The organism is Rhodoplanes roseus (assembly GCF_003258865.1).
Taxonomy (GTDB): domain Bacteria; phylum Pseudomonadota; class Alphaproteobacteria; order Rhizobiales; family Xanthobacteraceae; genus Rhodoplanes; species Rhodoplanes roseus.
Genome location: NZ_NPEX01000011.1, coordinates 1 through 12812, shown reverse-complemented (window position 1 = coordinate 12812; position 12812 = coordinate 1). Strand labels below are relative to the sequence as shown.

14 protein-coding genes and 2 tRNA genes are annotated in these 12812 nt (G+C 68.4%); 5 read left to right on the top strand and 11 right to left on the bottom strand.

The features are described 5' to 3' along the window. The first annotated feature begins 220 nt into the window (after nt 1–220). Nucleotides 221–649 (top strand): HIT family protein, encoded by a 429-nt coding sequence (locus CH341_RS02965; protein ID WP_111417542.1) that lies wholly within the window; start codon nt 221–223, stop codon nt 647–649. Nucleotides 650–674: 25 nt separating this feature from the next. Here the strand turns inward: CH341_RS02965 and CH341_RS02960 are convergent, their stop codons facing one another. Continuing rightward, nucleotides 675–1676 (bottom strand): metal ABC transporter solute-binding protein, Zn/Mn family, encoded by a 1002-nt coding sequence (locus CH341_RS02960; RefSeq protein ID WP_245430838.1) that lies wholly within the window; start codon nt 1674–1676, stop codon nt 675–677. Between the two features lie 129 nt (nt 1677–1805). Further along, entirely contained in the window at nt 1806–2111 is a 306-nt protein-coding gene (locus CH341_RS02955) for an ETC complex I subunit (RefSeq protein ID WP_111417540.1), read from the bottom strand. A 198-nt stretch (nt 2112–2309) separates the two neighbouring features. On the opposite strand from CH341_RS02955, the gene CH341_RS02950 reads away from it, so the two are divergent. After that, nucleotides 2310–3326, top strand: coding sequence for a 2-hydroxyacid dehydrogenase (locus tag CH341_RS02950; RefSeq protein WP_111417539.1), 1017 nt, complete (start codon nt 2310–2312; stop codon nt 3324–3326). Between the two features lie 84 nt (nt 3327–3410). On the opposite strand, the gene CH341_RS02945 is transcribed toward CH341_RS02950, so the two are convergent. The 4 genes from CH341_RS02945 to CH341_RS02930 all read right to left on the bottom strand — a co-directional run bounded on the left by CH341_RS02945 (nt 3411) and on the right by CH341_RS02930 (nt 7247). Continuing rightward, a tRNA-Pro gene (locus CH341_RS02945) sits at nt 3411–3487 on the bottom strand. 168 nt (nt 3488–3655) lie between these two features. Next, entirely contained in the window at nt 3656–4741 is a 1086-nt protein-coding gene (locus CH341_RS02940; RefSeq protein ID WP_170149443.1) for an NAD/NADP octopine/nopaline dehydrogenase family protein, read from the bottom strand. Between the two features lie 37 nt (nt 4742–4778). Then, a complete protein-coding gene (locus CH341_RS02935) occupies nt 4779–6197 on the bottom strand; it encodes an MmgE/PrpD family protein (RefSeq protein WP_111417537.1) in 1419 nt (472 codons plus the stop codon). Nucleotides 6198–6272: 75 nt separating this feature from the next. Next, nucleotides 6273–7247: an ABC transporter substrate-binding protein gene (locus CH341_RS02930; RefSeq protein ID WP_111417536.1), complete on the bottom strand. Its 975-nt coding sequence runs from the start codon at nt 7245–7247 to the stop codon at nt 6273–6275. Between the two features lie 184 nt (nt 7248–7431). Between CH341_RS02930 and CH341_RS02925 the strand changes: the two genes are divergently transcribed. After that, on the top strand, nt 7432–8202 hold the full coding sequence (locus tag CH341_RS02925; RefSeq protein ID WP_210208165.1) for an IclR family transcriptional regulator: 771 nt from the start codon (nt 7432–7434) through the stop codon (nt 8200–8202). A gap of 6 nt (nt 8203–8208) precedes the next feature. Here the strand turns inward: CH341_RS02925 and CH341_RS02920 are convergent, their stop codons facing one another. The 3 genes from CH341_RS02920 to CH341_RS02910 form a co-directional block, all read right to left on the bottom strand. Then, nucleotides 8209–8679: a DUF192 domain-containing protein gene (locus CH341_RS02920; protein WP_111417534.1), complete on the bottom strand. Its 471-nt coding sequence runs from the start codon at nt 8677–8679 to the stop codon at nt 8209–8211. Nucleotides 8680–8872: 193 nt separating this feature from the next. After that, complete coding sequence (locus tag CH341_RS02915; RefSeq protein ID WP_111417533.1) at nt 8873–9481, bottom strand: cold-shock protein; 609 nt, start codon at nt 9479–9481, stop codon at nt 8873–8875. A gap of 169 nt (nt 9482–9650) precedes the next feature. Continuing rightward, the gene (locus tag CH341_RS02910; protein WP_111417532.1) at nt 9651–10412 is read right to left on the bottom strand and encodes an SIR2 family NAD-dependent protein deacylase; all 762 of its coding nucleotides are present in this window, start codon (nt 10410–10412) and stop codon (nt 9651–9653) included. 62 nt (nt 10413–10474) lie between these two features. Between CH341_RS02910 and CH341_RS02905 the strand changes: the two genes are divergently transcribed. Both CH341_RS02905 and CH341_RS02900 read left to right on the top strand, forming a co-directional pair. Next, nucleotides 10475–10933, top strand: coding sequence for a VOC family protein (locus tag CH341_RS02905; protein WP_111417531.1), 459 nt, complete (start codon nt 10475–10477; stop codon nt 10931–10933). A 163-nt stretch (nt 10934–11096) separates the two neighbouring features. Next, a tRNA-Glu gene (locus CH341_RS02900) sits at nt 11097–11172 on the top strand. A gap of 99 nt (nt 11173–11271) precedes the next feature. Here the strand turns inward: CH341_RS02900 and CH341_RS02895 are convergent. Both CH341_RS02895 and pflA read right to left on the bottom strand, forming a co-directional pair. Beyond that, on the bottom strand, nt 11272–11748 hold the full coding sequence (locus tag CH341_RS02895; protein WP_111417530.1) for a response regulator: 477 nt from the start codon (nt 11746–11748) through the stop codon (nt 11272–11274). A 140-nt stretch (nt 11749–11888) separates the two neighbouring features. After that, the gene (pflA, locus tag CH341_RS02890) at nt 11889–12707 is read right to left on the bottom strand and encodes a pyruvate formate-lyase-activating protein (protein WP_111417529.1); all 819 of its coding nucleotides are present in this window, start codon (nt 12705–12707) and stop codon (nt 11889–11891) included. Nucleotides 12708–12812 lie beyond the last annotated feature (105 nt).

The window sequence follows — 12812 nt, the reverse complement described above, 5'->3', positions numbered from 1 at the left end:
GACGCACCACAATCGCTCGCGAGATCGGATGCGTCATTTTCCGTATGCGCCGTTAAAACCACGTTAAACAAGGAGGCAATTCGGTGCGCCGCGACACGGGCGGCCCGGCACGGCTTGACGCGCGCGCACACGGGCGCCATCCATGCGAAAAGCCGATGGAGATGTCGCGGACGCCCGCGGTCGGCGCGGCCGCGACCCGGTGCAGGGGAGTGAGGCAGCCATGGCGAGCTACGACCAGTCGAACGTGTTCGCGAAGATTCTGCGCGGGGAGCTTCCCTGCCACAAGGTGTACGAGGACGAGCGGGCTTTTGCGTTCCTCGACATCATGCCGCGCTGCCCCGGCCACACGCTGGTGATCCCAAAGGCGGCCGCCCGCAACATCTACGACATCGCGCCCGAGGATCTCGCCCACGTTCACCGGGTGGCGCAACGGATCGCCAAGGCCGCCACCGAGGTATTCAAGGCGGACGGCATCACGATCCAGCAGTTCAACGAGCCGGCAGGCGGACAGGTCGTGTTCCACCTGCACGTCCATGTGCTGCCGCGCAAGGACGGCGTGCCGCTGAAGCCAGCGGCGACCTTCAAGGAAGAGGCGGCAGTGCTCGCCGACCACGCCGTGAAGCTGTCGGCGGCACTGAGCCAGAGCTGAGACGTCGGCTGCGGCGTCGTCCCGCTCACCCCCGCAGCGCGTCGGCGATCGCCTTGGTGTTGACCCGCATCATCTCGATATAGGTCGGCGCCGGGCCGGATGCGTCGGAGAGCGCGTCCGAATACAGCGTGCCGCCGACCTTCGCGTCGGTCTCCTGGGCGATGCGATCGAGCAGGCGCCGGTTGGAGATGTTCTCGACGAAGAGGGCGCGAACCTTCTCCTTCTTGATCAGCTTGATCAGGTCGGCGATCTCGCGCGCGGACGGCTCGGACTCCTCACTCACGCCTTTGGCGCCGCGGAAATCGATCCCGTAAGCGGCGCCGTAGTAGCGGAACGCTTGGTGCGCGGTGATGACCTGGCGCTTGTCCTTCGGGACGCCGTCGAAAGCGGCGCGGATCTCGCGGTCGAGCTGGTCCAGCTTCGCCAGATAGGCGTCGGCATTGGCGACATAGGCAGCCTTGTCGGCGGGATCGACCGCGGCGAGCGCGTCGCGGATGTTGGCGACATAGAGCTTCACATTGCCGACCGACTGCCAGGCGTGCGGATCGTTGGTGCCTTGCCCGTGACCATGGTCGTGATCATGACCCGTCTCGGGCTTGGCGAGCGCCTTGAGGCCCTTGGTGGCGATCACCACGGGCCCCGTGTAGCCCGAGGCCTTGGTCATCCGCTCGGCCCAGCCCTCCAGGCCGAGACCGTTCATCACCACCAGCTTGGCGCCGGCGAACTTGCGGGAATCCGACGGCGACGGCTGGAAGGCGTGCATGTCGACATTCGGCCCGACCAGCAGATCGACGGCGACCAGCGGACCGCCGATCTGCTTCACCAGGTCTCCCAGGATCGAGAAGCTGGCGACGACCCGGATCGGTTCCGCCGCCTTGGCCGGCTCGGCTGCGGCTGGCGACTCACCGGATTGCGCCTGGGCACCCGAGAGAGAGGCGGCCGCCACCGCGGCCCCGGCGAGCATGGCGAAGCCGCCACGAAGCAGGCGCCGCCGCGATGTCCGAACCAGCCGATGTCCTGCGCCCATCTCAACCTCCATGTAATAACATAACGTTTATGGAGAGCGTTGTAGCGCGTTGCGACGGCAAGTCAACGACGAGCCCGTGACGATGCGCCACGAGCAAGCCTCGAGAGAGGATACCCCCGTCCGCGACCCTCAGTGGGTCCACAGACCCCGGCGCGTATAAGCGAAGTTGTCGGCATAGGCGATCGTGCGACGGCTCGGTGCCTTGGGCTCCAGCACCTGGTAGGGGATGCCCTGGGCCTCGCAGTAGCTGATCGCCTCCTCCTTGGAGTCGAATCGCAGCCGGAGCTGCTGGCGCGTGTCGCCCGAACTTGTCCAACCCATCAACGGCTCGACCCGGCGCGGCTCGTCCGGCTCGTAATCCAGCACCCAATGCTTCGTCTTGGCAGTCCCCGACTGCATGGCGTTACGGGCGGGCTTGTAGATCCGTGCGATCATGGTGGAGCCTCGGCATCGATCCGGCGGTCTCCCGGCAGGCCGGGAGGCATCGAAGTCCTACGCGGTCCTCGGCGAAACGCAAGCCGTCCGCGCGAGTTCGGCAGCCCGCGGCACCACACCGCGGCGTCCCCCCCTGCCCCGCCCGGAATCCGCCGGATCGCCGGGTCACTGCTTGCACGGTTCACCGAGGAGCAGCGCGTGAAAATCGCCGTGTTCAGCACCAAGCCCTACGATCGGCAGTTCCTGGACGCCGCGAACCGCGACGGCCGGCACCGACTGGTCTGGTTCGAGGCCCGCCTCTCGCTCGAGACGGCCCCACTGGCCGCCGGTGCCGGCGTCGTCTGCGCCTTCGTCAACGACCAGCTCGACCGGCCGGTGCTGGAGCTCCTCGCCGAATTGGGCGTCCGCCTCATCGCGCTGCGCAGCGCCGGCTTCAACAATGTCGACATGTCGGCCGCAGCCTCGCTCGGGCTTTCGGTGTGTCGGGTGCCGGCCTATTCGCCCCAGGCGGTGGCCGAGCACACGCTCGCCCTGATCCTCTGCCTCGACCGAAAGATCCATCGCGCCTACAACCGCGTGCGAGAGGGGAACTTCGCCCTCGAAGGCCTGCTCGGATTCGACCTCGCCGGGAAGACCGTGGGGATCGTCGGCACCGGCAAGATCGGCGAGGCCGTGGCGCGCATTCTCGGCGGCTTCGGCTGCCGGCTGCTCGCTCACGACGTCGCCGAGAATCCGGCCTGCCTGGCGCTGGGTGCACGCTACGTGCCGCGCGACGAGCTGTTCGCGAATGCGGATGTGGTGACGTTGCACTGTCCGCTGACGCCGGACACGTATCACTGCGTCGACAGCGCGCTGCTCGGGCGCGCCAAGCGCGGCCTGATGCTGGTGAACACCAGCCGCGGTGCCGTGATCGACACGCGCGCGGTGATCCGGGCCCTGAAGGACGGCACCCTCGGCAGCCTCGCGCTCGACGTCTACGAGGAGGAGGCCGACCTGTTCTTCGAGAACCTGTCCGACCAGGTGATCCGCGACGACGTCTTCGCCCGGCTCCTGACCTTTCCGAACGTGCTGATCACCGGCCACCAGGCCTTCTTCACTGTCGAGGCCCTCACCGAGATCGCCCAGACCACGATGGCCAATATCACGGCCTTCGAGGAGACCGGGCACCCGATGCACGCAGTGCCGAGCAGCCGGGGCGTTCCACCGGCGGGGTGATGCGACGAAAGGCGGCCCAGAGGTCCATCTGGCCCGACGAATGGGGGCGAAGAAAACCGTCAACGTTCTGATTAAGTGCCTTTTTGGTCGGGGCAGCAGGATTTGAACCTGCGACCTGGAGTACCCAAAACTCCCGCGCTACCAGGCTGCGCTATACCCCGCCAAGCGGTATTCCGAGGAGAGCCCGACGGGCCGTGCCCTGAGGGCGAAGCTCGTCCACGCCCCCGAACGGAACGACCCTCGATTAGATGCCAAGCGCCGGTGCGGGTGTCACGCTGTTTTTCGCCCGCCTGCCGGGGCCTGCCAGCCGAACGGCCGCGGGATAGGGCTCACGCCGTGCCAAACGCTCCCTCCGTCGCGAGTCCCAGAAGGTCGTCCGCCGTGCGCCCGGCAAGTCCCAGGACGGCAAGCAGATTGTTGGCGGCGCGGTAGTCCGTCCCGAGAGTCGCACCGGCGAGCGTGAGGGTTGCCTGGTGAACCGGCGCCGGAACGCCGGCGATCTCTGCTGCGGCCTCGGCGAAGGCGAGACCGAACGGCAAGTCCTGCGCCAGGAACCGATGGGCGACGGTGGTCGGCCCTTTCGGCCCCCTGCCCCTCTCGGCGAGCAGCGCGTTCATCTCCGCCATGCTGCCGAGCGGAACCTTGAACGAGCGGGCGAAGTGCTCGTTCACGCTGTGGACCGGCAGGCCGAAGGCGGCGCCGATGGCGATCCGCTCGCGATCGAGCACCTCCATCAGGCGGCCGACGCTGTCGGTGGTCTGCGCGTAAGGCGCCCAGGTCTCGCCGTGCTCGATGCGCGACACATTGAGCAGGCAGACCGGGACGTGAAACACCGGGTTGCAGTTCGACAGGAGTGCGATCCGAAGCGCGTCCGCGCACCGCTCGAAGCGGTCACCGAACAGGGTCCGGCAGGTTGCGAGGGCCTCGTCGGCGAGCCGCGACGGCATCACCGAGGCGTAGATGCGGGGGCGCACGGTGCGCATGTCGACCACGCCATTCTCGATTCGGTGTGCGGTCCCGACCGTGGTGTTCCACGAGACGATCGGCAGCACCACGCCGCGCTGCGCCAGCAGTCGAGACAGATAAAGCCCGCTCAGCGAATGCGCGGCGCCGATGATGAACGGCACACCCGGCCGCAACAGCGGCGCCACCGCCTCCATCACCGGGCGATGGCCCGGCGCATCGACGGCCAGGACCACGGCGTCGGCATCCCGGATCGCCTGCTCCGACGTTTCGGCGATGTCGATCTCCCAGCCGCCCGACAGCGCGCCGGTCGCCGTGATGGTCTTTCGACGACCGAAGCCCGTGGTGCTGCGCCCCGACGGCGACCACATGCTCGGCGCATGGCCGGCGGCCGCGAGTGTCGCACTGGTCGCCAGACCGATGGCGCCGGCACCGAGAACCGCGACCTTCATGACGACTGTCCTCCCGGGTCGCTTCCGACCGCGCCGGTCATGCCGCGCTCTCGAGACTCGACGTCGGCGCGAAGAGCCCGCGCAGGTCGCGGCGATCCGAGAGCGTGCGCAGCAGACCGAGCAGCCGCGTCGCGCCCTCCTGCCCGAGCACGGGCGCGGCATTGGCGACGAATTTCTGGTCGAGCCGCTCGTCCGTCACCGGGTTGACCGGCTTGCCCGTCGATGCGACCTGGAGATGCGAGACCGACCGGCCGTCGCGCAGGACGATCGTCACACGCGTCGCCTCCGGCCCCTCCCGGGCCGCGGCCTCGTCGTCGAACAGCGTCGCCGGGTGCATCTCGATCTTCGCCATCGCGGCCTGGACGGCGGGGGCGGTGAGCGACGTCGGCGCGAGATGCTCGGCCGTGAAGCTCCCATACGCCAGCACGCAGCCGAGCGCGAACGGCATGGAGAACTGCGCCTGCGTCACGGTCTCGGGTCGGGGGAACGCGAGGTTGCTGGCGATGTGCTGCGTGACGTCGCAGCGCACCGTCGCGACGTCGGCGACTGAAATCGCGTCGCGCGCCATCAGAAGCTCGAGCGCCTCGGCGGCGGCCTGGATCGACGAGCAGGCCGGATAGAGCTTGAACGACGCGCCCGGATCAGTGAAGCCGCCCAGCCGGTCGAACACCTCGGCCGACCAGGCGCCGCCGTTGATCACCTGGATGAAGCCGCGAAATCCCTCGAACGCATCGTGTGGCGCTTGCGCCCCGCCCTGTGCCAGAAGCGCCGCCCGAAGCCCGGTCTCGGCGGCACGGCCGGTGAGATACGGCTTCATGTCGGAGCCGACGGCGATGCGCAGGCCGCCCGCCTGCACGGTCGCGATGGCGATCGCCTCGGTGGTGCGCCGCGCGTCGAGCCGCAGGACGCGAGCTGCCGCTGCGGCCGCCCCGATCGGGCCGAGCACGGCGGTGTTGAACCACCCACGATAGAACAGACTGTCGCGGTCCTTGCGATAGGGCGCGTCCGAGAGCGCGGCGGCGAGGACGCAGACGATCTCCGAGCCGGCCGCGAACGCGGTCAGAAGGTCGTCTCCGGACGCGCCGACCATCTCACCGGCGGCGAGCGCCGCGGGCAGCATCGCGGCCGGCGCGAACACCATGCCGGTGTTGTAGTTGGCGTCGAAATCGAGCACATGCGCCGCGACCGCGTTGACGTGCGCCGCGGCCGGCGGTGCGAGCGTGGCACCCGGCACGCCGATCAGACTCGCCGGACCGGCCGCATAGTCCGCCAGAGCCTGCTGGCGTACGGTGCGGGCGAGCGGCGCCGACGCGCCCGCGAATGCATCGCCGACCACGTCGACGATCGCCCGGGTCGCGGAGCGCCACGCGACGTCGGACACGTCCTCGCGGCGCAAGCCGGCCGTCCAGGCGCCGAGCCGCTGCGCCACCGTCGCGCCGGCTGCCTTGTCGGTCATCTGCGTCTCCGGAATGCGCGTCGGAAATGAAAGCGGGCCCGCCGGAACGGCGGGCCCGGAGGATCGTGCCGTCGCTCACTTCGCCTCGAGGAAGCTCGGATCGTAGTAGCGCGACAGGACGAAGGCGCGGTCAGAGGTGGGATTCGCCCCGACGGCCTTGTCGATCTTGATCAGGTTTTCCAGGCTCGCAGCGCTGACCACCAGACCGCGGCCGATCGCCTGCTGCTGCTCGACGATGAACTTGTAGGATTCGGCGCAGATGTCCCGGTCGACCTTGGTGAAGGCGGCGAGAATGTCGATCGCCTTCTCCTTGTTGGCCGGATCGTAGATCCAGTCGGCAGCCTTCTTGGTCGCCTGGGTCAGCGCGATCGCCGACTTCGGATCCTTCTTGGCCCAGTCCTTGTTCACGATCAGCGGCGTCTGCAGATACGGCTCGGTGTAGTCGTCGAGGACCTTCATGCCGTCGCGCTGCGCGATCGTGTCGAACGGCGCGATCAGCAGCGAGCCCATCACCTGCCCGTTCTTCAGCGCGATCACGCGGTCCTTCGAGTTGGCCATCGCGACCATCTGGACGCCGCGCGGATCACCGCCGCCCCGCATGATCAGGTAGCGCAGCAGATTGGCCGTGCCGCCTTCGACGCCGCCCGCCGTGACGGGCTTGCCGTTCATCTGCGCGGCGCTGGTGATGCCGGCCCCGCCGACGAGACGGAGAATAGACTTGCCGAGCACCGCGCCGACGATGACCACCGGCGCGTCCTTGTCGATCGCCCGGATCGCGAGATCGGCGACCGAGATGCCGGCCTCGACGCTGCCGCTCGCCACGGCCTGCAGGAGCGCCGGGCTGCCGCCCGCCACCAGCTCCCTCACCTCGATGCCACGCTCGGCGTAGAAGCCCTTCTCCTTGGCGATCGCATGCAACCAGAGAAGCGCGCTCGGCGCGAGCATGGCGACACGCACGTCCGTCTTCTGCTGGGCGTGAGCCACCGGCGCAGCCAGGGACAGACAGGCCGCAAGCGCAAAGCATAGAGTCCGCGTCAGTGCAGTCTTCATCCGATCCTCGTCGATAGCGGCGGAGCCGCGTGAATCCGCGGGCGGGGGGGAGCGCGAAACTTGCCAAAGTGTGGCCAGGACCACCCTCGACGTCAAGCAACTTTGCCATTATGTGTCAATTTCGCGCATTTGCTGAATATCGTTGCACGTTCCGCACTCAGTGGACCTCATGACGGCCAACCGAATGCCCCGGCAGAGCCATATCGTCTCGATCCTACAGCTGTTCGATACCGCCCGTCCGGTCTGGACCGTCGAGGAGATCGCCGCGGCCCTCGGGGTCTCGGTCCGCACGGCCTATCGAAACGTGCGTGAGCTGACGCAGAACGGCTTCCTCGACCCGGTGTCGCGCGCCGGCTACGGGCTCGGCCCCGCCTTCATCCGCTTCGACAGCGTCATCCGCGACACCGATCCGTTGATCCGGATCGCCACCCCGGGCATGCACGAGCTGTTGAACCGGACCAGCCAGGAGGCGGCCGTGATCCTGTGTCGCCGTTTCAAGGACTGCGTGATGAGCGTCCACAAGGTGGAGGGCGCGGCACCGCACCTTCCGGCGAGCTACGAGCGCGGCGCGGCCATGTCGCTGGTGCTCGGCGCGCCGGCCAAGATCATCCTGGCACATCTGCCCGACCGCGCGCTGCGCGGTGTCTATCTGCGGCAGGAGGAGGCGATCCGCGCATCCGGCATCGACACCTGGCAGCACTTCAAGGATCAGCTCCGGCCGCTGCGCAAGCACGGCTACGCGATGACGGATTCGGAGATCGGGCCGGGCCGCGTCGGCATCGCCGCGCCGATCTTTCGCGATGGCGACGTGGTGGCCAGCATCAGCATGGTGGTCGGCGCGAGCGTCACCCGCGAGGCCGGGCGCGCCGAGGCGTTCGCGTCGGCCGTCACGGCGGTAGCAGCCGACATCTCGCGGCTCCTGGACGGCGCCGCAGCCGCACCCCGGGAGGCGTGAGGCCGATCAGCGCGTCGAGAACATCGGATGACCGACGCGGTCGCCCGCCGCGATCCCGAGCTTGCGCGCCGTCCCGGCGACCACCTCCAGCACGGCACGCACCGGACCGCCCGAGGAGATGATCTTCTCGGACATCGGCACCGTGTTCTCGGCGATGCGCTGGATGCGGCCGTCGGCCGTGATGAAGATCATGTCGAGCGGCACGTAGGTGTTCTTCATCCACATCGCGACGTTCTCGTCGCGTTTGAAGTCGAACAGCATGCCCTCACCTTCGGGAAGCTGCTTCCGGTACATCAGTCCTTGCGCGCGCTCCGCGTCGGTGACGGCGAGCTCGACCGAGAAGACGTGAACACCGGTGCGGCCGGCGATCTCCAGGATCTGGCGCTCGGCGGCGCCCCCCGGCGTGGCGGCCAGCGTCAGGGCGAAAGCTGCAGCCAGGAGCGACAGCGCGGCGAGGAAGGGATGACGTCGAATCATACGGGACCTTGCGGGTTGCGCCGTCCCCGGACGTCGGCGGACGGCGCCGTCACCCTAAACGATTTGGCCCGGAATGGGAGGTGGCCCGCGAGGCCGGCGGGGACCGCGAAGCGGCCATGACACGGCGCAGCACCGGGACGCGCCGGGACGTCGGGGAAACAAGAGTCAGTGCGTGGGGATCACTGCGTTGCGGTCAGTGCGAGGCGAGCGCGTGCGGCCCACCATCGGGCCTGACCTCGGCCGCCATCAGCCCCTTCGGGCCGGGGCCGAAACGGACCAGCACGGTCTGTCCCGGACGAAGCTCGGTGAGGCCGTACCGCCGCAGCGTCTCCATGTGGACGAAGATGTCCGGCGTACCGTCGCCCCGAGTGAGAAAGCCGAATCCACGCAGCCGATTGAACCACTTCACGACGGCCCGCTCGAGCCCGCTGGTCGGCACCACCGTCACGTGCGTGCGGGGCGGCGGCATCTGGGCCGGATGGACGGCGGTGGTCTCGTCCATCGAAACAATGCGGAAAGCCTGAAACCCCTTGGGGCGGGCCAGAGCCTCGCAGACGACGCGGGCTCCCTCGTAGGCGGTCTGGAACCCGTCGCGCCGCAGGCACGTCACATGAAGGAGAACGTCCGCCATCCCGTTGTCCGGGACGATGAACCCGTACCCCTTGGCGACGTCGAACCACTTGATGACGCCGCTGATCTCGACGACCGCGGCGCCTGCCGCGTCATCCGCGAAGTCGCCGATCGGATCGGTCACGCCGTAGCTTTCGCTAGGCCCCTTCGACCCAAAATCGTCCGTGGCCATGAGGACGTACGCCGCCGCTTTAGGCGCCTCTTCTGGAGCGCTTCAACGAATCTCTTACCGAAAAGATATCCAGGCCGCCCCCGATGGGAAACAGGAAAATGAGTTCGCCGCAATCTGTGCGCTAAATCTGTGCATGACCGTGGCGTTTGTGCACGGAAGGCGAATCAAATCAGTGTGTAACGAACGGGGCTAGAACGTTTCCTATATCGGCATGCACCACCAGATCGGCGACCTCGTCGAACTCCGTGGGCTCGCGATTGAGAATGACGAGCCGCGCGCCGTTGCGCTTGGCCAACATCGGGAACCCGGCCGCCGGCCAGACCACCAGTGACGAACCGATCGCGAGGAACAGATCGCAGCGCAGCGTCAGCGCCTCGGCGCGTCGCATGGCGGCCTCGGGCATCGCTTGCCCGAACGACACCGTCGCGGTCTTGATGTAGCCGCCGCAGGAGGTGCAATCGGGCGCATGGTCGGTGACCTCGAAGCGCTCCTTCACCCAGGCGACCTCGTAGCGTCGGCCGCACGACAGGCACAGCGCATAGGTGGTGTTGCCGTGCAGCTCGACGACATCGTCCTCCGGCACGCCGGAGGCTTGGTGCAGGTTGTCGATGTTCTGGGTGACGACGGCCGGTGCTTTGCCGATCCGATAGAGGCTCGCCAGCGCGCGGTGCCCGCGGCCCGGCTGTGCCGCGCCGAATTGCTCCTCGATGACGAAGCGACGGCGCCAGGCCTCGTCCCGCATCTCCCGGCTGGCGACGAACTCGCCGAACGGGATCGGCGCGTTCTTGGTCCACAAACCTCCGGGCGAACGGAAGTCGGGGATCCCGCATTCGGTCGAGATGCCGGCGCCGGTGAACGGCAGGACGACACTCGCGCTCTCGATCATCTCGGCCAGATGCTTCCGGCCTGTCTCCGCGTCCGACGCGATCATATATTCACCCGCGGGCGGCCGGCCTTTCGCGGTCGGGGCCGCCGACCCTTGAAGAGGACTTCATGCGATATCTGCACACGATGCTCCGCGTTCGCAACCTCGACGCCGCGCTCGATTTCTACTGCGGCAAGCTCGGTCTGCAGGAGACCAGCCGGCGCGTCGACGACAAGGGACGATTCACGCTGGTGTTCCTGGCCGCCCCGGACGACCAGGCCGACGTCTCCGCCAGCCGCGTGAAAGGACGCCCTGCCCCGCTGGTCGAGCTGACCTATAACTGGGACGGCGACGAGGATTACGGCGAGGCCCGCTATTTCGGCCATCTCGCCTTCGAGGTCGACGACATCTATGCGACGTGCGAGCGCCTCCAGGCCGCCGGCGTGACCATCAACCGCCCGCCCCGGGACGGCCAGATGGCGTTCGTCCGCTCGCCCGACCAGCACTCCATCGAGCTCCTCCAGAAGGGCGAGGCGAAGCCACGCCAGGAGCCGTGGGCCTCGATGCCGAACACCGGCCACTGGTAAGGAACTCACCGTCCCGACCCGCCCGACCGGCGTGCGCTCCCGGTGCGCCGGCAGCGGTTCCGTCCCGCCCGGGGCGGCTCCAGCGGCACATCCTCGGCCGCTTGCCGCACGGCGGAAACGCCTCTATATGTCGCGGCTCGCGTCGCCCTCCCGGGCCGACGTTGCGCCCATCGTCTAGCGGTCCAGGACGTCGCCCTTTCACGGCGAAAACAGGGGTTCGATTCCCCTTGGGCGCGCCATTCGGATGCGGTTCTCGGGATGCACAGCAATCGGCCGCCGGATCGGGTGCGTCCACCCGGTCCTGCGAGCTTGGTGCGGTTTCGGATCCCTGCGTGTCCTCAGCCCGGCAGAAGGCACCGGGCCGGTGCTCCTGCGGACGGCTTCAGGCCGACCAGGACATGGCGGAGCAGCGTCAGGTCCACCGGCTTGGGCAGCGCCTCGCGGACGTCGAGCTTCATCAACCCCGCCATCGACATCGTCTCGCTGCGCATGGCCGCGTTGGACCCGCTGACGATCACGATCGGGGTGCGGCAGTCCATGGCGACGAGCGCGTGCATCACGTCGAGACCGTTACGCGCACCGAGCGAGAGATCGAGCGTGATCGCCGTGTAGGTGTCGCGCCGCAGCAGCGAAACGGCAGCCCCGAAGGATGCGGCCGGTGTCGGCACGTATCCGGCGCGCTCGGCGGTCTTGCAGAGCACCATCCTGTGCACGGGATCGTCGTCGATCACCAGCACGGTGGGGGGCCCCACAGCGGCTGCGAGCATCGGATCGAAGGCGTCGAGGGGGCGCTGATCGCAGGCCAGATCGAGCATGTGCGACCTACCGGTTCCGGGTTGGACCGACCTGTTCTACGCGGCGCGCGGAAACACCCGATTAATTCGATTCGATAAAGTCGGCCCAATTGTCCGGTGCGTCGCAACGGACCGGAAAGGATGCGCGGCCCGCGCTCGGATCAGCGGACCGTCAGGCCGCGCTCGCGGAAGATCGCGACGGCCGCGTCCACCTCGGTCCGCGTCGGCGCCGGCGTATCGGCGAGCGGGTAGGCGCGGCCGAGCGCAGCCCATTTGTGCGTGCCGAGGCGGTGATACGGAAGCACGTCGACCTGGTGGACGAGCGGCCCGAGGTCGCCGAGAAAATCCGCGAGCCGCGCGATGTCCGCGGCATCATCGGTCAGGCCGGGCACCAGCACGTAGCGGATCCACATCGGCTTGCCGAGCCGCACCATGCGGCGCGCGAAGTCGAGCGTCGGCGCGAGATCGCGGCCGGTGATCTTGCGGTAGACGGCGGGATCCGAGTGCTTGATGTCGAGCAGCAGGAGGTCGACGGGATCGAACCAGTCGTCGGCGACCGTGTGGCCCAGGAACCCCGTCGTATCCAGCGCCGTGTGCAGCCGCATGTCGTGGTGCAGCCGCGTCAGCAGGGCGCCGACGAAACCGGGTTGGGTCATCGGCTCGCCGCCCGAGACCGTGACGCCTCCGGCGAGGCGCAGGAAGCCGCGATAGGGCGCGATCTCGGCGAGCGCCTCGTCGAGGTCGATCCGACGCCCGGCCTTCATCTTCCAGGTGTCCGGGTTGTGGCAGTAGACGCAGCGCAGCGGACAGCCGGCCATGAAGAACACGAACCGCATGCCGGGACCGTCGCCCGCCGCCCCGGTCTCGACCGAGTGCAGGAAGCCGACCGGCGCCTCGCCGGGAGCCGTTCCGGCCGGCGGCACGACGACGCATGCGGGTGCATCGCCGTGTCCGTAGGTCGGGGAGGATATAGCGGTCATCGGGGGCTCTCCTCCGGTTCGTCGTCGGCGCCCGGCCCGTGATCAGAGTGTCGGACCGGGCGCCCTCGCGACGAACTCTTCGCGGCGCCGCCGCCGGAGCGGCGG

What these genes read in the sequence shown, in the direction of transcription:
- CH341_RS02895 (WP_111417530.1), bottom strand. Translation starts at nt 11,748, where the DNA reads ATGCTCGATCTGGCCTGCGATCAGCGCCCCCTCGACGCCTTCGATCCG.
- CH341_RS02910 (WP_111417532.1), bottom strand. Translation starts at nt 10,412, where the DNA reads ATGATCGCGTCGGACGCGGAGACAGGCCGGAAGCATCTGGCCGAGATG.
- CH341_RS02925 (WP_210208165.1), top strand. Translation starts at nt 7,432, where the DNA reads ATGCCCCGGCAGAGCCATATCGTCTCGATCCTACAGCTGTTCGATACC.
- pflA (WP_111417529.1), bottom strand. Translation starts at nt 12,707, where the DNA reads ATGACCGCTATATCCTCCCCGACCTACGGACACGGCGATGCACCCGCA.
- CH341_RS02920 (WP_111417534.1), bottom strand. Translation starts at nt 8,679, where the DNA reads ATGATTCGACGTCATCCCTTCCTCGCCGCGCTGTCGCTCCTGGCTGCA.
- CH341_RS02915 (WP_111417533.1), bottom strand. Translation starts at nt 9,481, where the DNA reads ATGGCCACGGACGATTTTGGGTCGAAGGGGCCTAGCGAAAGCTACGGC.
- CH341_RS02955 (WP_111417540.1), bottom strand. Translation starts at nt 2,111, where the DNA reads ATGATCGCACGGATCTACAAGCCCGCCCGTAACGCCATGCAGTCGGGG.
- CH341_RS02965 (WP_111417542.1), top strand. Translation starts at nt 221, where the DNA reads ATGGCGAGCTACGACCAGTCGAACGTGTTCGCGAAGATTCTGCGCGGG.
- CH341_RS02935 (WP_111417537.1), bottom strand. Translation starts at nt 6,197, where the DNA reads ATGACCGACAAGGCAGCCGGCGCGACGGTGGCGCAGCGGCTCGGCGCC.
- CH341_RS02960 (WP_245430838.1), bottom strand. Translation starts at nt 1,676, where the DNA reads ATGGGCGCAGGACATCGGCTGGTTCGGACATCGCGGCGGCGCCTGCTT.
- CH341_RS02905 (WP_111417531.1), top strand. Translation starts at nt 10,475, where the DNA reads ATGCGATATCTGCACACGATGCTCCGCGTTCGCAACCTCGACGCCGCG.
- CH341_RS02940 (WP_170149443.1), bottom strand. Translation starts at nt 4,741, where the DNA reads ATGAAGGTCGCGGTTCTCGGTGCCGGCGCCATCGGTCTGGCGACCAGT.
- CH341_RS02930 (WP_111417536.1), bottom strand. Translation starts at nt 7,247, where the DNA reads ATGAAGACTGCACTGACGCGGACTCTATGCTTTGCGCTTGCGGCCTGT.